The organism is Streptomyces sp. NPDC055140 (assembly GCF_053607285.1).
In genome coordinates this window covers 470,495-489,775 of the sequence record NZ_JBSGTG010000002.1, presented here as the reverse complement: position 1 = coordinate 489,775, position 19,281 = coordinate 470,495, and the positions used below count along the sequence as shown (strand labels likewise).

Below are 19,281 nucleotides of genomic sequence, written 5' to 3'. Positions count from 1 at the left end.
GCCCCGCCGGTGGAACCGCGAGGCGATATCGGCGCCCGCCCCGCGAGGCCGCGTCAGCCCACGCGGTTGCCGTCCTCCAGCTCGGCCGTGCCCTGGCCCGTCGTGAGCACGTCGAGAGCCGCCAGGACGCGCCGGCCGAGCGAGCCCTGCAGATGTTCCGGCAGGTCGGACCGGTCCACGAGGCGCCAGGAGAGCAGTTCCTCCTCCTGGAGCCTGATCGCCTTGAAGCGGTCCTCGTCCAGGACCCCGCCGTCGTAGAGATACGCCACGAGCGGCGGTCGCGCGGCCGTGCCGGACACCCAGTCGACCGCGAGCAGCCGACCGAGCTCCACGTCGAGGCCGATCTCCTCGGCCGTCTCGCGCCGGGCCCCCTGGCGCGGCGTCTCACCGGTGTCGGACTCGACGGTGCCGCCGGGCAGCGCCCACCCGTCGCGGTAGTTCGGCTCGACGAGCAGCACGCGCCCCTCGGAGTCACGGAAGATCGCGGCGGCGCCGCACAGGACACGGGGGAGACCCGCGATGTACGCGGCGAACTCGGCAGAGGTGGTCATGAGGGAAGCCTAACGACCGTGCGCCGTGGTCCACGTCAGTCGATCTACGGTGACGCCAACTCGACCGTACGTGCGGCGAGTTCGCTGATGCGCGCGCCGTCGAACCCGAACACCGCGCTGCGTACCCGGTCCTCCAGCGGGTCCTTCCACTGTGCCGGGATCGCCGCCGCCCCGCACAGGACGCCGGCCACGGACCCGGCCGTCGCGCCGTTCGAGTCGGTGTCCAGGCCGCCGCGCACCGTGAGCGCGAGGGTGCGGGTGAAGTCCCCGTCGCCGTACAGGAGCCCGGCCGTGATGACGGCCGCGTTCGGGACCGTGTGGATCCAGCCGAGCCCGGCCGTCTCCTCCTCCAGCGTGGCCAGCGTCTCCTCCCAGGGCAGCCGCGACTCGTGGAGCGTGGCCGTGCGGCGCACCGTGCGAGCCAGGCGGCTGCTCGCGGGGATCACGGCGAGCGCGGTCTCGAGCGCGGCGCGCGGGCCCGGGGCCGTGAACGCCGCCGCGACGAGGGCGGCCGCCCACATCGCGCCGTACACGCCGTTGCCCGTATGGGACAGGACCGCGTCGCGCCGGGCCAGGGACGCCGCACGGCGCGGGTCGCCAGGGCAGGTCCAGCCGAAGATGTCGGCACGGATCAGTGCGCCGATCCACTCCTGGTACGGGTTGTCGTACGTCGCCGTGAGCGGCGGCTTCAGCCCGTTCGCGAGATTGCGGTACGCCACCCGCTCCGCGGTGAACGTCTGCAGATACGGCAGCCGCAGCAGCCACAGGTCACCCACCTGTTCCGTGGAGAAGGCGAAGCCGTACGTCTCCAGGAGGTGCAGGCCGAGGATCGCGTAGTCCACGTCGTCGTCCCGGCAGCTGCCATGGATCCGCCCACGCACGCACCGGCGCCACTCGGGACGCAGCGCGAGGCTGTCGGACTCGTCGGCGGGTTCGGGCAGATAGTCGGTGAGCGGCAGGGCGGCGGCCCGCCGCAGATAGCCGTCGATGCGCGCCCGGGTCCAGTACTCGCCCTGTTCCACCGGCTTGCCGAGCATGTTGCCGGCGATCCGGCCGAGCCAGCCGCCGAGCACCTGGTCCTGGAGGTCGCTGCCCACTGGGGTCATGTCCTTGGTGTACCCGATGAGGGGGCGCTGCGGGGCGAGGCGTCCCGTACCGGACGCCGGAGCGTCCGCACCGCGCCCGGCTGATCGATCATTTCCGTGCTCGGGACGCACCGCTATGAGAGGGAATATCGCGTCTTATCGCCCGGGTGTGCCGTTTCGCGGACCGGACAGCCATGGGCAGCGGCCCCCACCTCCGGTTAAGGTCGCAGCGGCGCGACTGCCTTGCGCGAGCAAGGCGCGAAAGCAAGGGGAATGCAAGGTGGCGGACGCTGGAGTGACGGCGGAGCGCGTGCTCATCGCCGCGGACAAGTTCAAGGGCTCGCTCACGGCCGTGCAGGTCGCCGAGCGGGTCACGGCCGGCCTGCGGCGGATCGCGCCCGGGGTGACGGTCGAGTCCGTGCCCGTCGCGGACGGCGGGGACGGCACGGTGGCCGCGGCCGTGGCGGCCGGTTTCGAACGCCGCGAGGTACGGGTCACAGGGCCGCTCGGTGACGAGGTCACGGCGGCGTACGCCTTGCGCGACGGCACGGCCGTCGTCGAGATGGCCGAGGCGTCCGGGCTCCAGCTGCTGCCCGAGGGCGTCTTCGCGCCGCTGACCTCGACCACGTACGGATCCGGCGAACTGCTCGCCGCGGCGCTCGACGCGGGCGCCCGCTCCATCGTGTTCGGCGTGGGCGGCAGCGCCACGACCGACGGCGGCGCCGGGATGCTGGCCGCGCTCGGCGCGCGCTTCCTGGACGCGGACGGCAAGCCCGTCGGCCCGGGCGGCGGGCCCCTCGCCGACCTGGCCACGGCCGACCTCTCGGGTCTCGACCCGCGCCTGGCCGACGTGGAGATCGTCCTCGCCAGCGACGTCGATAACCCGCTGACCGGCCCGAAGGGCGCGCCCGCGGTGTACGGCCCGCAGAAGGGCGCGACGACGGACGACGTCGCCGCCCTGGACGCGGCGCTGGCCCACTTCGCGCGGGTCCTGGCCAAGGCGATCGGCCCGAAGGCACTCGAGTACGCCGACTCGCCCGGCGCCGGAGCCGCCGGCGGCATCGGCTACGGCGCTCTCGTCGGCCTCGGGGCGGGCTTCCGGGCCGGGATCGAGGTCATGCTCGACGTCCTCGGCTTCGCGCCCGCGCTCGCCCGCGCCACCCTCGTCATCACCGGCGAGGGCTCCCTCGACGAGCAGACGCTGCACGGCAAGGCCCCGGCGGGCGTCGCCGCGGCGGCCCGCGCTGCGGGCATCGAGGTCGTGGCGGTCTGCGGCCGTCTCGCCCTTCCCCCGGAGGCCCTGGGCCGCGCGGGCATCCGCCGCGCTTACGCCCTCACGGACGTGGAGCCGGACGTGGCCCGCTGCATCGCCGAGGCGGGCCCGATCCTGGAGACGGTGGCGGAGCGGATCGCCCGCGATTTCCTCGTGTGACGGGTGCCTGACGCCTGACGCGCGCCGGGGTGAGGGGTGACCCTCATCCCGGCGAGAGCAGGTACGTGGCGAGGGCCAGGGTCATCTCCATCAGGTCGCGCGGCCGGGACAGCGATCTGGACCAGCTTCTCCTGCCCGGCAGGGCTCTCGAGGAGGGCGTCCCACACCAGATAGCCCGGGTTGCGGTACGCGTGCACGAGCAGACCGGCCGGAGCCCCTGACCGGCCCGGTGCCGGCCCCCTCCTCGGCGCACTCCAGGTCCCGCCTGGGCGACGTGTGCGGGGCGACGATCATCTCGACGCCGATGCGCATTGCCTCCTCGGGCTCGCGCCCTGCTCGCGCAGCAGCTCACGCAGCACCGGCACCGTGACCATGTGCATGGCGTATCCGCCGGAGGAGTTCGGCAGGACCCTGGAGCGCATCGCGGACGGCAGGATCGACGCGGCCGCGCTCGTCACGGGCCAGGTGGGCCTGGGCGGGGTGTCCGCGGCCCTGGACACGCTGCGGCAGCCGGACGACCACGTGAAGGTCCTGGTGCGCCCCGGCCTGCCCGGCCCCGGACTGCATCCCGCGCCCTGAGACAGACGAAGGGCCCCGAACCAAGCGGTTCGGGGCCCTTCGGACTTACACGTATGGGTTACGGCAGCTGTGCGGCGCGTGCCTCGCGGCGGTTGTCCCGGAAGTTGTTCACCCTCCGGGCCGTCGCGAACAGAGGGATCACGGCGCCCAGGACCAGCTGCAGCGCGCAGCCGGTCTGGAGCAGCAGCTGGCCGCCGGGGGCGTCGAACGCCCAGGCTGCCAGGAGCCCCATCGCCGCCACGATCCACCCCAGCATCGCGACCGCGAGCGGGCCGCGCGGCTTCGGGTACTCGACGCGGCTCACCATCAGCCAGGCCGTCCCGATGATCGCGAGGACCGTGGCCACGAACGGCAGCTCGAGGAGCACGATCGACACGACCGTGAGCGCCCCGAAGGGGCTCGGCATGCCCTGGAAGGTGCCGTCCTTCACCGTCACGCACGAGAATCTCGCGAGCCTGAGCACGACGGCCAGAAGCACCACGATGGCGCCCACCGCCGCCACCCGCTGATGCGCGTCGTCCGCGACCATGCCGTACACGAGGACGAAGTAGGCGGGTGCGAGGCCGAAGCTGATGAGGTCCGAGAGGTTGTCCAGCTCGGCGCCCATCGGCGACGAGCGGAGCTTGCGCGCCACCAGGCCGTCGAACAGGTCGAAGATCGCCGCGGCCAGCATCAGGATCACGGCCGTGGCCGCGCTGTGCCGGGCCATGCCCGACTCCTGGCTGCCCTGGAGGTGCGGGATCAGGATGCCGGTGGTGGTGAAGTACACCGCCATGAAGCCGCACGTGGCGTTACCGAGCGTGAGGGTGTCCGCTATCGACAGGCGCAGTGAAAGCGGCATTTCCTCCGCTTCGTCCGCCTCCTCGGCCTCGGGCACCCACCCGGCCTGCGTCTCTGGATCAGTCACGGTCAATGCGAGTCACCCCAGCCACGGTCTTCTGGCCGACCTCGAGCGCGACCTCGACACCCTCGGGGAGGTAGATGTCGACGCGCGACCCGAAGCGGATCAGACCGATGCGCTCGCCCTGCTCGAGCTTGGTGCCCTGCGGGACGTACGGGACGATCCGGCGGGCGACCGCACCGGCGATCTGCACCATCTCGATGTCGCCGAGCTCGGTGTCGAAGTGCCAGACAACGCGCTCGTTGTTCTCGCTCTCCTTGTTGAACGCCGGGACGAACCCGCCGGGGATGTGCTCCACGGACGTCACCGTGCCCGCGAGGGGCGCGCGGTTGACGTGGACGTTCAGCGGGCTCATGAAGATCGCGACCCGGGTCCGCCCGTCCTTCCACGGCATGATGCTCTGCACCACGCCGTCGGCCGGGGAGATGACCCGGCCGCGGGCGATCTCACGCTCGGGGTCGCGGAAGAACCACAGCATGCCGGCCGCCAGAGCGGTGGCGGGTACGGCTACTGCGGCGGCCTTCTTGGAGCGACGCGAACGGGCCAGGCTCAGGGCGGCTGTGGCGACGGTCGGCAGGAGCCACGGCGATGCTCCGCGCGCAATGCGTCCACCGAGGACGCCGTCGCGTGGTGCAGAGGTTTGGCTGTGGGGCATGGATGACCTTCGTAGCGGATGATGCCGCGCTCTGTACGGGGGGACGGCGGCTTTTCCGGGATGCTATCGGTTGCGAGCCACAACTGGGCAAGCCAGGAAGCTGAGTCGGCGGCTGAAGAGTGCTGACAGGGTGTGATCTTCTTCTCGAACAAAACACCCTGTAGCGGACATTCAGCCCTGGAATCGATACTCCTCGAGCAGGCGGCGACCAATGATCATTTTCTGGATCTCGGCGGTACCTTCACCGATCAGCAGCATCGGTGCCTCGCGGTAGAGACGCTCGATCTCGTACTCCTTGGAGAAGCCGTAGCCGCCGTGGATCCGGAAGGCGTCCTCGACCACTTCCTTGCAGTATTCGGAGGCGAGATACTTCGCCATTCCTGCTTCGAGGTCGTTTCGTTCCCCAGAGTCCTTTTTGCGTGCTGCGTTGACCATCATCGCATGGGCGGCCTCGACCTTGGTAGCCATCTCCGCGAGCTTGAACTGGATGGCCTGGTGCTGGGCGATCGGCTTGCCGAAGGTGTGACGTTGCTGGGCGTACGAAACCCCCAGCTCAAACGCACGCTGAGCGACACCGCAGCCACGTGCCGCGACATTCACGCGGCCGACTTCGACTCCGTCCATCATTTGGTAAAACCCTCGGCCGGTCTCGCCGCCGAGTACCCGATTGGCCGGAATGCGCAGTCCGTCCATGATGAGTTCGGTCGTGTCGACGCCCTTGTAACCCATCTTGTCGATCTTCCCCGGGATCGTGAGGCCGGGGCGGACCTCTCCGAAGCCGGGCTCCTTCTCGACGAGGAAGGTCGTCATCGACTTGTGGGGAGCCGTCCCCTCGGGGTGTCCTTCGTCACTCTTGACCAGAACGGCCACCAGAGACGACGAACCGCCGTTCGTCAGCCACATCTTCTGGCCGTTCAGGACGTACTCGTCCCCGTCCTTCACCGCCTTCGACGAGATCGCCGACACGTCCGAGCCGAGCGCCGGCTCCGACATCGAGAACGCGCCGCGCGTCTCGCCCAGCGCCATGCGCGGCAGGAAGTAGTCCTTCTGCTCCTGCGTGCCGTGCTGCTTGAGCATGTACGCCACGATGAAGTGGGTATTGATGATGCCGGAGACCGACATCCAGCCGCGGGCGATCTCCTCGACGCACAGCGCGTACGTGAGAAGGGACTCGCCCAGGCCCCCGTACTCCTCGGGGATCATCAGGCCGAACAGGCCCAATTCCTTGAGGCCGTCGACGATCTGCTGCGGGTACTCGTCGCGGTGCTCCAGCTCGGTCGCGACCGGGATGATCTCCTTGTCCACGAAGTCGCGGACGGTGGAGAGGATCTCCTGCTGGACGTCGGTGAGACCGGCGGTCTGGGCGAGTCGCGCCATGGCTACTTCTCCTGCTGCTTCAGTTCGGGACGGCCCGGCTGCTCGCCGCCGCGCTCCTTGATGTACGTCTCGGTGGGGACCATCACCTTGCGGCGGAACACGCAGACCAGCGTGCCGTCCTGCTTGTAGCCCTTGGTCTCCACGTAGACGATCCCGCGGTCGTTCTTCGAGCGGGAGGGCGTCTTGTCGAGGACCGTCGTCTCGCCGTAGATCGTGTCGCCGTGGAAGGTCGGCGCCACGTGCTTGAGCGACTCGACCTCCAGGTTGGCGATCGCCTTGCCGGACACGTCCGGCACCGACATGCCGAGGAGCAGCGAGTAGATGTAATTCCCCACGACGACGTTCTTGCCGAAGTCGGTCGTCTTCTCCGCGTAGTTGGTGTCCATGTGGAGGGGGTGGTGGTTCATCGTCAGGAGACAGAAGAGGTGGTCGTCGTACTCCGTGACGGTCTTTCCGGGCCAGTGCTTGTAGACCGCTCCGACCTCGAACTCTTCGTACGTGCGTCCGAACTGCATGGTGCTCAGGCCTCCGGGGCTTCGAACTTGGAGGTGCGCTGCATGCCCGCGGCGCGTCCCTTGCCGGAGATGACGAGGGCCATCTTGCGGCTGGCCTCGTCGATCATCTCGTCGCCCAGCATCGCCGAGCCCTTCTTGCCGCCGGCCTCGGACGTGCAGAAGTCGTAGGCGTCCAGGATCAGCTCGGCGTGGTCGTAGTCCTCCTGCGAGGGCGAGAAGATCTCGTTCGCCGCGGCGACCTGGTCCGGGTGCAGCACCCACTTGCCGTCGAAACCGAGGGCCGCGGCGCGCTTCGCGACCGCCTTGTAGCCCTCCTGGTTGCGGATCTGCAGGTAGGGGCCGTCGATCGCCTGGAGGTTGTTGGCGCGGGCGGCCATCAGGATCTTCATCAGGATGTAGTGGTAGGCGTCGGCGTCGTAGCCGGGCGGCTGCTCGCCGACGACCAGGGACTTCATGTTAATGGAGGCCATGAAGTCGGCCGGGCCGAAGATGATCGTCTCGACACGCTGGGAGGCCGTCGCGATCGCGTTGACGTTGTTGAGGCCCTGCGCGTTCTCGATCTGCGCCTCGATACCGATCTTGCCGACCTCGAAGCCCATCGTCTTCTCGATCTGCGTCAGCAGCAGGTCGAGCGCGACGATCTGCTGGGCGTCCTGGACCTTCGGCAGCATGATGCAGTCGAGGTTCTGGCCCGCGCCCTCGACGACCGTGACGACGTCGCGGTACGTCCACTCGGTCGTCCAGTCGTTCACGCGCACCACGCGCGTCTTGCCCGTCCAGTCACCCTCGTTCAGGAACTTGACGATGGTGTGCCGCGCCTCCGGCTTGGCGAGCGGGGCGCAGGCGTCCTCCAGGTCCAGGAACACCTGGTCCGCGGGCAGACCCTGGGCCTTTTCCAGGAAGCGGGGGTTCGATCCCGGGACCGCGAGACACGAGCGGCGGGGACGGAGACGGTTGATGGGCGCGGTCATGCGGGGACCTCCAGAGGGTCGAGCTTGTTCGCTTGCCGGATCTCGTCGACGATACGTCCGATGATCTCCGTGATGCCGAAGTCCTTGGGGGTGAAGACGGCGGCCACGCCCGCGCGCTTCAGGTCCTCGGCATCGCCGTTGGGAATGATGCCGCCGACGATCACCGGGATCTCGGCGGCGCCCGCCTCGCGCAGCCGGTCGAGGACGTCGGGCACGAGCGCGGAGTGCGACCCGGAGAGGATCGACAGGCCGACGCAGTGCACGTCCTCGGCGAGCGCGGCGGACACGATCTGTTCGGGCGTGAGCCTGATGCCCTGGTAGACCACCTCGAAGCCCGCGTCACGGGCCCGGACGGCGATCTGCTCGGCGCCGTTCGAGTGCCCGTCGAGGCCCGGCTTGCCGACCAGGAGGCGCAGCTTGCCGCCGAGCTCGTCGCCGGTGCGGCGGACCTTCTCGCGGACGAGGGCGAGCGGCGTGCCCGCCTCGGCGGTGACGGCGACCGGCGCCGACGAGACGCCGGTGGGGGCGCGGAACTCGCCGAACACCTCGCGCAGTGCCTCCGACCACTCGCCGGTCGTGACCCCGGCGCGGGCGCATTCGAGCGTGGCTTCCATCATGTTCTCGGTGCCGGCCGCGGCCTCCTTCAGGCGCTCCACGGCCTGCCGGGTGGTCGGGTAGTGGAACGGGTCGCCCATGCCCTGCCGGTCGCTCGACTCCTGGCGCGTGGTGCGCCACTCGTCGATGGCCCGCACGACCCGCGACTCGACCTGGTGATCCACCGTCATGATCGCGGCGTCCAGGTCGGCGGTGAGCGGGTTCGGCTCGGTCGACTCGTGGATGTTCACGCCGACGATCTTCTCCTCTCCGCCTTCGATCCGCGCCCGTCGCTCGGCGTGCGAGGAGACGAGCTGCGACTTGAGGTAGCCGGACTCGACGGCGGCCATCGCGCCGCCCATCTCCTGGATCCGGTCGATCTCGGCGAACGAGTCGGCGACGAGCTCGTCGACCTTCTTCTCGATGACGTGCGATCCCGCGAAGATGTCCTCGTACTCCAGCAGGTCGCTCTCGTGCGCGAGGACCTGCTGGATGCGCAGGGACCACTGCTGGTCCCAGGGGCGGGGCAGGCCGAGCGCCTCGTTCCAGGCAGGGAGCTGGACGGCGCGGGCGCGGGCGTCCTTGGACAGCGTCACGGCCAGCATCTCCAGGACGATGCGCTGGACGTTGTTCTCCGGCTGCGCCTCGGTCAGGCCCAGGGAGTTGACCTGGACGCCGTAGCGGAAGCGGCGTTGCTTCGCGTTCTCGATGCCGTACCGCTCGCGTGTGATCTGGTCCCAGATCCGCCCGAACGCCCGCATCTTGCACATCTCCTCGATGAAGCGGACACCCGCGTTCACGAAGAAGGAGATGCGGGCCACGACGTCCCCGAACTTCTCGGCGGGGACCTGCCCTGAGTCGCGTACGGCATCGAGAACGGCGATGGCGGTGGACATCGCGTACGCGATCTCCTGGACCGGTGTGGCCCCCGCCTCCTGGAGGTGGTAGCTGCAGATGTTGATCGGGTTCCACTTCGGCATGTGCCGGACCGTGTACGCGATCATGTCCGTCGTCAGCCGCAGGGAGGGACCCGGCGGGAACACATGCGTGCCCCGTGACAGGTACTCCTTGACGATGTCGTTCTGCGTCGTGCCCTGGAGCTGGGTGATGTCCGCGCCCTGCTCCTCGGCGACGACCTGGTAGAGCGCCAGGAGCCACATGGCGGTGGCGTTGATGGTCATCGAGGTGTTCATCTGCTCCAGGGGGATGTCCTGGAACAGCCGGCGCATGTCACCGAGGTGCGAGACCGGCACCCCGACCCGGCCGACCTCGCCGCGGGCGAGGATGTGGTCCGGGTCGTAGCCGGTCTGCGTCGGCAGGTCGAACGCGACCGACAGACCCGTCTGGCCCTTGGCGAGATTGCGCCGGTACAGCTCGTTGGACGCCTCAGCCGTGGAGTGACCGGCGTACGTGCGCATCAGCCACGGCCGGTCCTTCTGGCGCTCAGTCATGTTCCGCTACTCCTCAGGGATTCAGATGTTGCGGAAGCGGTTGATGGCGTCGATGTGCTGGGCGCGCAGTTCCTGGTCGCGGACGCCCAGGCCCTCCTTCGGGGCCAGCGCGAGGACGCCGACCTTGCCCTGGTGGAGGTTGCGGTGCACGTCGTAGGCGGCCTGGCCGGTGTCCTCGAGCGAGTACACCCTCGACAGCGTCGGGTGGATCTTGCCCTTGGCGACCAGGCGGTTGGCCTCCCACGCCTCGCGGTAGTTGGCGAAGTGCGAGCCCACGATCTTCTTGAGGGACATCCACAGGTAGCGGTTGTCGTACTCGTGGTTGTAGCCGGACGTCGAGGCGCAGGTGACGATCGTGCCGCCCTTGCGGGTGACGTACACGGACGCGCCGAAGGTCTCGCGGCCCGGGTGCTCGAAGACGATGTCGACGTCCTCGCCGCCGGTCAGCTCGCGGATGCGCTTGCCGAAGCGCTTCCACTCCTTGGGGTCCTGGTTGTGCTCGTCCTTCCAGAACTTGTAGCCCTCGGCGTTGCGGTCGATGACCGCTTCGGCGCCCATGGCCTCGCAGATGGCGGCCTTCTCCGGGCTGGAGACGACACAGATCGGGTTGGCGCCACCGGCCAGCGCGAACTGCGTGGCGTACGAACCGAGTCCGCCACTGGCGCCCCAGATCAGGACGTTGTCGCCCTGCTTCATGCCGGCGCCGTTGCGCGAGACGAGCTGGCGGTACGCGGTGGAGTTCACCAGGCCGGGGGCCGCGGCCTCTTCCCAGCTCAGGTGGTCCGGCTTCGGCATCAGCTGGTTGGACTTGACGAGCGCGATCTCGGCGAGGCCGCCGAAGTTCGTCTCGAAGCCCCAGATGCGCTGCTCGGGGTCGAGCATCGTGTCGTTGTGGCCGTCCGAGGACTCCAGCTCGACGGAGAGGCAGTGCGCGACGACCTCGTCGCCGGGGTTCCAGGCGTTGACGCCGGGACCGGTGCGCAGCACGACGCCCGCGAGGTCGGAACCGATGATGTGGTACGGCAGGTCGTGGCGCTTGGTGAGCTCCGACAGGCGTCCGTAGCGCTCCAGGAAGCTGAAGGTGGACACCGGCTCGAAGATCGAGGTCCAGACCGAGTTGTAGTTCACGGAGCTGGCCATGACGGCCACGAGCGCCTCGCCCGGGCCGAGTTCGGGGACCGGCACGTCGTCCAGGTGGATCGACTTGCGGGGGTCCTTGTCCCGGGTGTCGAGGCCGGCGAACATCTCCGCCTCGTCCTTGTGCACGGTGATGGCGCGGTACGACTCGGGGAGCGGCAGAGCGGCGAAGTCGGCGGAGGTCGACTCCGGCGACTGAATCGCGTCCAGGATTTCCTTCACGGTATTGCCTCCGGCGATGCGTCCCAGGGGGACGTTGAGGGGTACGTCGGGGTGGAGAGCTGCTGTGTTGGGTGAAGAGGTGCCGTCGGTTCGGCGGGGGTGTTGCTACGGCAGCGCTTGGTCGGCGCGAGAAGTTTGCCTGTGACGCAGGCGTCCGGGCGCGCTCGCCACGGTTTGGGGTGGCTTGCGGGGACAGCCGACGTACGGAAGTTCTCTGCACGCCGGCCGCCCGGACACATTCAACGTATGGCACCGCGTGCCAGTCGGCAAGACACTGGGTGCCACAACTTTTTGAGCGATGATCGATCAGTGCAGGTCAGGGGTGGTGCGGCCCGGTGGCACCGGAGGTCATAGGCGGCCCTGAACTGCGTCTCAGAGGCCCTGGAGGGGGTTCACAGGGGCCTCCGAGGGGCCTCCGGGAGTCGGGGCGGCGCAGGGGTGAGATGCGGCGAGAGGGCGGCGCGCGGGTCGCGCACCTTGTGGCCGGACAGTGCCTCGGCCTCGGCCGGCCGGTGGAGCAGTGCCGCCGCCCTCCGGAAGCCGGGCGCGCCGATCGCGCCGACGGCCTGACGGGGGCGGCGGCGCTCGCCGAGCGGGGGCCCGCACCCGGGAGCACCGGGGAGCGCCGCGCGTGCGGGTGATCCGACAGAGGCGTCAACAGCCCCTGGTTCCCGCGGAGTTCAGTAGATTTCTGGCCGAGCCTAGCCGCGGTCCCGCAGCGCCTTCTCGATCGTCCCCATGATCTCGTCCAGCGGCGCGTCCGTACGCGCCACGGTGACCAGGACGTCGCCTCCGGTGCTCACGGAGGCCGCCGGAGTGCTGGCGGTGGCGGTGTCCCGGCCCGCGCCGATGCCCGTACCGAACGTCTTGCGGACGATCGCGAAGGCGTGGTCGAGCTGATTCTCGACGTCGCCCTGGCCGCCGGCCCGCAGCCAGCGCCGCAGCACGTGGTTGTGGGCGGTGACGACGGCGGACGCGGCGACCTCGGCGAGCAGCGGGTCGTCATTGCCGTGCTGGTGGGCGTGCTCGTCGAAGTGGCCGAGGAGATAGCGGGTGAACAGCCGCTCGTAGCGGGCCACCGAGGCGATCTCGCGCTCGCGCAGGGTGGGTACCTCGCGCGTGAGGCGGTAGCGCTCCACCGACACGGCGGGCGACGCCGCGTACATCTTCATGACTTCCTTGATGCCACGGCACACCGTGTCGAGCGGATGCTCGTGCGCGGGCGCCGCGTTGAGGACCGCCTCCGCCCGGATCAGGGTGTCGTCGTGGTCCGGGAAGATCGCTTCTTCCTTGGAGCGGAAGTGGCGGAAGAAGGTCCGCCGTGCGACCCCCGCCGCGGCCGCGATCTCGTCGACCGTCGTGGCCTCGTAGCCCTTGGTCGCGAAGAGTTCCATCGCCGCGGCCGCCAGCTCCCGGCGCATCTTGAGCCGCTGAGCGGCGGCGCGGGTCCCCGCGGCGCTCTCCGGAGCGTCGGGCGTGGGCGTCGTACGGGAGGACTTGGCGGCCTTGGACATGCCATGAACGTACTGCATATGCGCGGTGGCGTGCGCCCGAGCGGGGTTCCCCCCGCCCGGGACCCGGGCGGGGGGTGTGAGGCCGGGCGGCCGGAGCAGCCCGCCCCAGTCCGTAGGGCGGGCGGTGCCGCTGCCCGTGGGCCGGTCAGCGCCGGGCATATTCGCGGAAGCCGCGCCCGGTCTTGCGGCCGAGGCAGCCCGCGGCCACCAGGTGCTCGAGCAGCGGCGCGGGGGCCAGGCCCGGGTCGCGGAACTCGCGGTGCAGGACCTTCTCGATGGCCAGCGACACATCGAGGCCCACCACGTCGAGGAGCTCGAAGGGCCCCATCGGGTAGCCGCCGCCGAGCTTCATCGCGGCGTCGATGTCGTCGAGCGTCGCGTAGTGCTCCTGCACCATCTTGATCGCGTTGTTCAGGTAGGGAAACAGCAGCGCGTTCACGATGAAGCCCGCGCGGTCGCCGCAGTCCACCGGGTGCTTGCGGATCTTCGCGCACACCTCGCGGACGGTGGCGTGCACGTCGTCGCCGGTCAGCACGGTCCGCACGACCTCGACGAGCTTCATCGCAGGGGCCGGGTTGAAGAAGTGCATGCCGATCACGTCCTGCGGGCGCGAGGTCGCGCGGGCACAGGCCACGACGGGCAGCGACGAGGTCGTGGTGGCCAGGACCGCGCCCGGCTTGCACACCTTGTCGAACGTCGCGAAGAGCTGCTGCTTGATGTCCAGGTCCTCGGCCACGGCTTCGAGGGCCAGGTCGACGTCGGAGAAGGCGTCGTACGAACCGGCCGGAGTGATCCGGTCCAGGGTCTGCGCCGCCGCCTCGGCGGTCATACGACCCTTGTCGACAGAGCGCGAAAGAGACTTGCCGATACGGGACTTGGCCTTTTCGGCCTTCTCCTCGCTGCGGGCGGCGAGCACCACGTCGTAGCCCGCCTTCGCGAAGACCTCCGCGATGCCGGACGCCATGGTCCCGGAGCCCGCGACGCCGACCGAGCGGATCGTGCGCGCGTCGGCCACGACCTCGCCCGCGAGCGGGGTGAGCGCGTCCCGCACCACCTCGGGGCTGCCCGGCTCCGTGTATGTGTAGAAGCCGCGCCCCGACTTGCGGCCGGTCAGACCCGCCTCGCTGAGCTGCTTGAGGACGGGCGTCGGCGCGTGCAGGCGGTCGTGGGACTCGGCGTACATGGCGTCGAGGACCCTGCGCGCGGTGTCGATGCCGATGAGGTCGAGCAGCGCGAGGGGACCCATGGGCAGACCGCAGCCCAGCTTCATGGCGGCGTCGATGTCCTCGCGGGAGGCGTACTTGGCCTCGTACATCGCGGCGGCCTGGTTGAGGTAGCCGAAGAGCAGGCCGTCGGCGACGAAACCGGGCCGGTCGCCCACCGCGACGGGCTCCTTGCCCAGTTCGACGGCGAGATCCGTGACCGCCGCGACGGCCGTGGGCGCGGTGAGCACCGACGAGACGACCTCGACGAGCTTCATCGCGGGCGCCGGGTTGAAGAAGTGCAGCCCGAGGACGCGCTCGGGGCGGGCCGAGTCGGCGGCGAGCCGCGTCACGGACAGGGCGTTCGTACCCGTCGCGAGGATCGTCTCGGGCCGCACGACGGCGTCGAGGTCCCGGAAGATCTGCTGCTTGATCTCGTACGACTCCGGGGCCACCTCGATGACGAGGTCGGCGTCGGCCGCGGCCTGGAGGTCCGTAAAGGTGCGGAAGCGGGCGAGGACGTCCCGCCGCTCGTCCTCGGTGAGGCGCTCGCGGCGCACCGCACGCGCCGTCGAGGCCTCGAGCGCGGCGACGGCCTGCGCGGCCGCGGCCTCGCTGACGTCGATACCGATGACCTCACGGCCGGCGCGGGTGAGCACCTCGGCGATGCCGGTGCCCATCGTGCCGAGGCCGACGACCGCGACGATCGGGAGGGTGGCCGGGGATGCGGGGGACAGGGGAGCGTCCATCTGAGGACTCCAGGAGGGAGGAGTGACGACTGAGGGGCACACGCGGATACGCCGACGGGCGCACGGAGTGCGGGAATTCGAGCCCGGACGCGACGCACACAGGCGTCCGGTGAATCGGTGAGAGGGAGATCCGGCGGGCCCTGTCCCGGGGCCGCGCCGTACTGCGGTACCTGAGGCACCGAACCGACTGACACTCTCGGCGGCTGCGTCACCAGGCCGCCAGGAGTGGGGTGCGGGGAGTGTGCCCCGCTCAATTGAGGTTAACCGGCGAGTAACGAGCGCGCCAGTCCTCGGCGTTCATCAGTCTCTGTGATCTACGTCGCCGGGGCCCGGGGCCTGTCTACGCTGGACCGCATGGACGAAGAGTTGCGATCGGTCACGGAACGCTTACGGGCCGAGTCCGGTACCTCCCCCCTTCTCGACCGCCTCGCGGCGACCGGCGACGTCGACGAGCTCGCGGCCGTGCTGACCGAGCCCGGGCAGCCGCTGTGGGCTCGGGAGCTGGCCGCGTACCGCCTCGGAGTGGCGGGGGACCGCCGGGCGTTCGAGGCGCTCGTCCTGCTCCTCAATCACCGCGACCCGGCACGCTGTGCCACCGCCGCGCACGCTCTGGCCGCGCTCGGTGACCCGCGCACCGCACGCGCGGCCGCGGCGCTCGCCACGAACGAGCTGCGGGTCGCGTACGCGCTGCACCCGGTGCGGCTCCTGGCCGCACTGCGCGCGCCCGAGTCCGCGCCGGCGCTGATCACCACCCTGGAGCGGCGCCTCGGCCCCCGCGATCCGTACCGCGCGGTCGCGCTCGCGTGCGTGGAGGGGCTCGGCGGCCTCGGGGACTCCCGCGCCCGGCCGGTCCTGACCGCGGCCCTCGCCCACCCGGCGCTCGCGGAGGCCGCGGTGCGCGCGCTCGCGCGACTGCCCGAGCAGCGTGAGAGCCCGAGCGCCGTCAGAGACTGACGGCGCGCACGTAACGCACCTCGGGTACGAGTTCCCCGTCCACCTCGTACGGCTCCTCGGCGCCGTCCGGGGTGAACCCGGCGCGCTCGTAGAACCTGCGGGCGCGCGTGTTGCCCTCGAGCACCCACAGGCGTATCCGCTCGTAGCCGGCGTCGGCGCAGCGGTCGAGACAGATGTGCAGGAGGGCGCGGCCCACGCCCGTGGACAGCTGGCCGTCGTGCACGTAGATCGCGTACAACTCGGCTTCCCCGGAGGGGAGATCGTCGTCGCGGGACGGGCCGTGACAGGCCCAGCCGACGATGTCGCCGGCGCGCTCGGCGACCACGTTCACCACGGACGAACCGGCCTGCGCGAGACGCTCGCGGCGGCGTGCCGCGTCTTCCTCGATGCTCAGCGCGGCCAGGAAGGAGGCGGGCATCAGGCCCGCGTACGCCGTCCGCCAGCCGCGGATCCGGATCCCGGCCACCGCCTCGCAGTCGGCGTCGGCCATGTCCCGGACGCGGATCTCCGCCGCCGGGACCGAAGCAGGGGCGGTGTCGTGGGCCCGAGGGGTGCTCATGCGCCCATCGTGACCCGGCGGACACCGTCCCGGCCAGGGTGTGCATCACAGGGAAGTGCTCAGCCGCGGAAGCCCATCAGCCCGTGCAGGCGCACGCCGCGTGACGGGGGTGGGCCGGCGGCGCCCTTCTTCGTGAGCGGCTTCGGCTCCGGCTGCTTCTTGCACGTCGCGTCGGCCTCGCCGCGGCCGCGCGGCACCTTCCCGGTGCGCAGGTAGTCGGCCAGGTACCGGTCCAGGCAGGCGTTCCCGCTCAGGCTGACACCGTGGTTCTCGCCGCCCTGCTCGACCACCAGGCTGGAGTCGCGCAGCTCGCGGTGGACGGCGACCCCGCCCTCGTACGGCGTGGCCCCGTCGTCGGTGGCCTGGAAGAGCAGCGTCGGCGGCAGGTCGTCGTTGGACACGTCCGGCGGGTCCAGCCGGCTCGTCGGCCAGAACGCGCACGGCGCGTTGTACCAGGCGTTGTTCCAGGTGGAGAAGGGGGCCTTCTCGGCTGCCTGCCAGTTGTCGTCGCGCCACTGGTTCCAGTCGCGCGGCCACCGGGCATCGCGGCACTGCACGGCCGTGTAGACGCTGTAGCCGTTGTCGCCCGCGGCGTCGACGGCGCCCAGCTTCTTGTACGCCGAGACCAGCGGGGCCGGGTCCTTGTCCTTCACGTACGCCGTGAACGCCTCGGCCAGATAAGGCCAGTAGCCGTTGAAGTAGCCGCCCGGCAGGAAGGTGTCCTCCAGCTCGGCGGCACCGACCGTCTTGCCCGCCGGCTTCTTCTGCAGGGCGTCGCGCATCGCGTACCACTCGGCCTCGACCTTCGCCGGGTCCTTGCCGAGCTTGTACGTCGCGTCGTGCCGCGCGACCCAGGCGAGGAACGCCTGGTGGCGGGCGTTGAACGCGTGGTCCTGCCCCAGGTTGTCGTCGTACCAGACCCCGCCCGGGTCGACGATCGAGTCGAGCACCAGACGCCGCACGCGCTGCGGGTAGAGCTTGGCGTAGACGGCGCCCAGATAGGTGCCGTACGAGTAGCCGAAGTAGTTGAGCTGCTGCGCGCCGAGCGCCGCGCGGATCGCGTCCATGTCCCTGACGGTGCTCACGGTGTCGAGGTACGGGAGTACGCCCGCGTACTTCGTGGTGCACGCCTTCGCGAACGCCTGCGCACGGTCGAGGTCGGCGCGCTCGATCGCTGGGGTGGACGGCACGCTGGGCGGGCGCACGGTGGCGAAGTGCTTGGGCCGGCAGTTCAGGGCCGGTTTGCTCTTGCCGACGCCGCGCGGGTCGAAGCCCACGACGTCGTACTGGGCGGCGACGCTCTTCGGCAGCTCGTGTGCCACGAAGCCCGCCAGTGTCAGGCCGCTGCCGCCGGGGCCGCCGGGGTTCACCAGGAGCGGGCCCTGCGACGTCTTCGCGGTGTGCCGGACCCGGGACAGGGCGAGCGTGATCTGCTCACCGCCGGGCCGGTCGTGATCGAGCGGCACCCGCACCGAGGAGCACTGGAGCTTCGGGTAGTTCTTGGTGCCGCAGTCCTTCCAGGTGAGGGCTGCGTGCTGGACGGAAAGGGTCGGGGCGGCGGCGGCCGGAGCCGTGGCGAGCATGCCGGCCACCATGGTGGCGGCGCCGCACACGGCGGCTACGCGTTTCTTCATCGGGCCTCCCAGGACGGAGGGTTCGGGGCCGCGAGCGCGCGGCCCCCGCGGCATGGTCCCCGAATCCATGCCGGGAGCGTCCTGTTTCATGCAGAGTTGACCCTATTGGCGTGTACGTGTCCGGGAGCCGCGCGATCAGAGGAGCGTGAGCTGGGTGGCCGCGGGGGCGGGCTCGGGCTCCTGGCGTGCGCGCAGCCGTCGCGGGGCCTCCGCGCGCGAGGGGCCGATGCCGAACTCCTCTGCCAGCTCGTGGACCTGACGGGTGATCCGGCGCTGGTACCACTTCGGCGCGTAGGCGCCCTCCGCGTACAGCCGCTCGTAGCGCCGCACCAGGTGCGGGTGGTGCTGCCCGAGCCAGGACATGAACCACTCGCGCGCCCCGGGCCGCAGATGCAGCACGAGCGGGGTCACGGAGGTCGCGCCGGCCGCCGCGACGGCCCGTACGGTTTCCCGCAGCTGCCCGGGGTGGTCGCCCAGGAACGGGATCACGGGGGCCATCAGGACCCCGCAGCCGATGCCGGCCTCGCCGAGGGCGCGGACGACGTCAAGGCGGCGCTCCGGCGCGGGCGTGCCCGGCTCGACGGTGCGCCACAGTTCGCGGTCGACGAAGCCGACGGACACCGAGACGCCGACGTCGGTGACCTCGGCAGCCTGCCGCAGCAGGTCGAGGTCGCGCAGGATCAGCGTGCCCTTCGTGAGGATCGAGAACGGGTTCGCATAGTCCCTGAGCGCCTCGATGATCCCCGGCATCAGCCGGTAGCGCCCCTCCGCGCGCTGGTAGCAGTCCACGTTCGTGCCCATCGCGATGTGCTCGCCGTGCCAGCGGCGCGAGGCCAGGTGACGGCGCAGCAGCTCCGGCGCGTTCACCTTCACGACGATCTGGCTGTCGAAGCCGAGCCCTGTGTCGAGGTCCAGATAGCTGTGGGTCTTGCGGGCGAAGCAGTAGACACACGCGTGCGTGCATCCCCGGTACGGGTTGACCGTCCACTCGAACGGCATGCGGGAGGCGCCGGGCACGCGGTTCACGATCGACCTGGCCCGGATCTCGTGGAAGGTCACGCCCGCGAACTCAGGCGTGTCGAAGGTGCGGATCGTCACGGTGTCCGCGCCGAACAGCGCGGCGTCCGCGACCCTCCCTGTCGGGATATCGGCCGGATTCTGCGTGAGGTTCTCCCAGCGCATGACGCCTCCTAGCTAGC

General features: G+C 70.4%; 17 protein-coding genes. 3 read left to right on the top strand and 14 right to left on the bottom strand.

Annotated features, from left to right (window positions below; all coding sequences use genetic code 11):
• Positions 1-53 precede the first annotated feature (53 nt).
• Both ACWFR4_RS06005 and ACWFR4_RS06000 read right to left on the bottom strand, forming a co-directional pair.
• Entirely contained in the window at positions 54-551 is a 498-nt protein-coding gene (locus tag ACWFR4_RS06005; RefSeq protein WP_453456378.1) for an NUDIX domain-containing protein, read from the bottom strand.
• A 44-nt stretch (positions 552-595) separates the two neighbouring features.
• Positions 596-1,657 carry an ADP-ribosylglycohydrolase family protein gene (locus ACWFR4_RS06000; RefSeq protein WP_453651068.1) on the bottom strand — a complete coding sequence of 354 codons (1,062 nt, stop codon included), beginning with the start codon at positions 1,655-1,657 and terminating at the stop codon, positions 596-598.
• Between the two features lie 259 nt (positions 1,658-1,916).
• Between ACWFR4_RS06000 and ACWFR4_RS05995 the strand changes: the two genes are divergently transcribed.
• A complete protein-coding gene (locus ACWFR4_RS05995; protein ID WP_453456372.1) occupies positions 1,917-3,068 on the top strand; it encodes a glycerate kinase in 1,152 nt (383 codons plus the stop codon).
• 378 nt (positions 3,069-3,446) lie between these two features.
• Entirely contained in the window at positions 3,447-3,647 is a 201-nt protein-coding gene (locus ACWFR4_RS05990) for a hypothetical protein (protein ID WP_453651067.1), read from the top strand.
• Positions 3,648-3,705: 58 nt separating this feature from the next.
• Here the strand turns inward: ACWFR4_RS05990 and pssA are convergent, their stop codons facing one another.
• The 9 genes from pssA to ACWFR4_RS05945 form a co-directional block, all read right to left on the bottom strand.
• Positions 3,706-4,560, bottom strand: a complete 855-nt coding sequence (pssA, locus tag ACWFR4_RS05985) for a CDP-diacylglycerol--serine O-phosphatidyltransferase (protein WP_100591520.1) — start codon at positions 4,558-4,560, stop codon at positions 3,706-3,708.
• A complete protein-coding gene (locus ACWFR4_RS05980) occupies positions 4,547-5,203 on the bottom strand; it encodes a phosphatidylserine decarboxylase (RefSeq protein WP_453456368.1) in 657 nt (218 codons plus the stop codon). Before ACWFR4_RS05980 ends, pssA begins: the two co-directional genes overlap by 14 nt.
• Before the next feature lie 171 nt (positions 5,204-5,374).
• Complete coding sequence (locus tag ACWFR4_RS05975; protein WP_453456366.1) at positions 5,375-6,580, bottom strand: acyl-CoA dehydrogenase family protein; 1,206 nt, start codon at positions 6,578-6,580, stop codon at positions 5,375-5,377.
• Positions 6,581-6,582: 2 nt separating this feature from the next.
• The gene (locus ACWFR4_RS05970) at positions 6,583-7,095 is read right to left on the bottom strand and encodes a MaoC family dehydratase (RefSeq protein ID WP_266558229.1); all 513 of its coding nucleotides are present in this window, start codon (positions 7,093-7,095) and stop codon (positions 6,583-6,585) included.
• A gap of 5 nt (positions 7,096-7,100) precedes the next feature.
• Entirely contained in the window at positions 7,101-8,066 is a 966-nt protein-coding gene (locus tag ACWFR4_RS05965; protein WP_227298185.1) for an HpcH/HpaI aldolase/citrate lyase family protein, read from the bottom strand.
• Positions 8,063-10,111: a protein meaA gene (locus ACWFR4_RS05960; RefSeq protein ID WP_453651065.1), complete on the bottom strand. Its 2,049-nt coding sequence runs from the start codon at positions 10,109-10,111 to the stop codon at positions 8,063-8,065. Before ACWFR4_RS05960 ends, ACWFR4_RS05965 begins: the two co-directional genes overlap by 4 nt.
• Before the next feature lie 21 nt (positions 10,112-10,132).
• Positions 10,133-11,470: a crotonyl-CoA carboxylase/reductase gene (gene ccrA / locus ACWFR4_RS05955; protein ID WP_453456360.1), complete on the bottom strand. Its 1,338-nt coding sequence runs from the start codon at positions 11,468-11,470 to the stop codon at positions 10,133-10,135.
• 701 nt (positions 11,471-12,171) lie between these two features.
• On the bottom strand, positions 12,172-13,002 hold the full coding sequence (locus ACWFR4_RS05950) for a TetR family transcriptional regulator (protein WP_453456355.1): 831 nt from the start codon (positions 13,000-13,002) through the stop codon (positions 12,172-12,174).
• Between the two features lie 127 nt (positions 13,003-13,129).
• Complete coding sequence (locus tag ACWFR4_RS05945; protein WP_453651063.1) at positions 13,130-14,935, bottom strand: 3-hydroxyacyl-CoA dehydrogenase family protein; 1,806 nt, start codon at positions 14,933-14,935, stop codon at positions 13,130-13,132.
• Positions 14,936-15,289: 354 nt separating this feature from the next.
• On the opposite strand from ACWFR4_RS05945, the gene ACWFR4_RS05940 reads away from it, so the two are divergent.
• Positions 15,290-15,889 (top strand): adenylosuccinate lyase, encoded by a 600-nt coding sequence (locus ACWFR4_RS05940; protein WP_453651061.1) that lies wholly within the window; start codon positions 15,290-15,292, stop codon positions 15,887-15,889.
• Here the strand turns inward: ACWFR4_RS05940 and ACWFR4_RS05935 are convergent.
• The 3 genes from ACWFR4_RS05935 to ACWFR4_RS05925 all read right to left on the bottom strand — a co-directional run bounded on the left by ACWFR4_RS05935 (position 15,879) and on the right by ACWFR4_RS05925 (position 19,264).
• A complete protein-coding gene (locus ACWFR4_RS05935) occupies positions 15,879-16,448 on the bottom strand; it encodes an N-acetyltransferase family protein (protein ID WP_453651059.1) in 570 nt (189 codons plus the stop codon). The two genes, ACWFR4_RS05940 and ACWFR4_RS05935, sit on opposite strands and share 11 nt — an antisense overlap.
• A 59-nt stretch (positions 16,449-16,507) precedes the next feature.
• Complete coding sequence (locus tag ACWFR4_RS05930; RefSeq protein ID WP_453456344.1) at positions 16,508-18,082, bottom strand: alpha/beta hydrolase; 1,575 nt, start codon at positions 18,080-18,082, stop codon at positions 16,508-16,510.
• Positions 18,083-18,217: 135 nt separating this feature from the next.
• Positions 18,218-19,264 (bottom strand): Rv2578c family radical SAM protein, encoded by a 1,047-nt coding sequence (locus ACWFR4_RS05925; RefSeq protein ID WP_453651057.1) that lies wholly within the window; start codon positions 19,262-19,264, stop codon positions 18,218-18,220.
• Between the last annotated feature and the right edge of the window lie 17 nt (positions 19,265-19,281).

Excerpts from the sequence above, each read along its gene's own strand:
- ACWFR4_RS05970 (WP_266558229.1), bottom strand. The coding sequence starts at position 7,095 with ATGCAGTTCGGACGCACGTACGAAGAGTTCGAGGTCGGAGCGGTCTAC.
- ACWFR4_RS05990 (WP_453651067.1), top strand. The coding sequence starts at position 3,447 with ATGGCGTATCCGCCGGAGGAGTTCGGCAGGACCCTGGAGCGCATCGCG.
- ACWFR4_RS06000 (WP_453651068.1), bottom strand. The coding sequence starts at position 1,657 with ATGACCCCAGTGGGCAGCGACCTCCAGGACCAGGTGCTCGGCGGCTGG.
- ACWFR4_RS05960 (WP_453651065.1), bottom strand. The coding sequence starts at position 10,111 with ATGACTGAGCGCCAGAAGGACCGGCCGTGGCTGATGCGCACGTACGCC.
- ACWFR4_RS05930 (WP_453456344.1), bottom strand. The coding sequence starts at position 18,082 with ATGAAGAAACGCGTAGCCGCCGTGTGCGGCGCCGCCACCATGGTGGCC.
- ACWFR4_RS05975 (WP_453456366.1), bottom strand. The coding sequence starts at position 6,580 with ATGGCGCGACTCGCCCAGACCGCCGGTCTCACCGACGTCCAGCAGGAG.
- ACWFR4_RS06005 (WP_453456378.1), bottom strand. The coding sequence starts at position 551 with ATGACCACCTCTGCCGAGTTCGCCGCGTACATCGCGGGTCTCCCCCGT.
- ACWFR4_RS05945 (WP_453651063.1), bottom strand. The coding sequence starts at position 14,935 with ATGGACGCTCCCCTGTCCCCCGCATCCCCGGCCACCCTCCCGATCGTC.
- ACWFR4_RS05950 (WP_453456355.1), bottom strand. The coding sequence starts at position 13,002 with ATGCAGTACGTTCATGGCATGTCCAAGGCCGCCAAGTCCTCCCGTACG.
- ACWFR4_RS05935 (WP_453651059.1), bottom strand. The coding sequence starts at position 16,448 with ATGAGCACCCCTCGGGCCCACGACACCGCCCCTGCTTCGGTCCCGGCG.
- ACWFR4_RS05965 (WP_227298185.1), bottom strand. The coding sequence starts at position 8,066 with ATGACCGCGCCCATCAACCGTCTCCGTCCCCGCCGCTCGTGTCTCGCG.
- ACWFR4_RS05940 (WP_453651061.1), top strand. The coding sequence starts at position 15,290 with ATGGACGAAGAGTTGCGATCGGTCACGGAACGCTTACGGGCCGAGTCC.
- ACWFR4_RS05980 (WP_453456368.1), bottom strand. The coding sequence starts at position 5,203 with ATGCCCCACAGCCAAACCTCTGCACCACGCGACGGCGTCCTCGGTGGA.
- ACWFR4_RS05925 (WP_453651057.1), bottom strand. The coding sequence starts at position 19,264 with ATGCGCTGGGAGAACCTCACGCAGAATCCGGCCGATATCCCGACAGGG.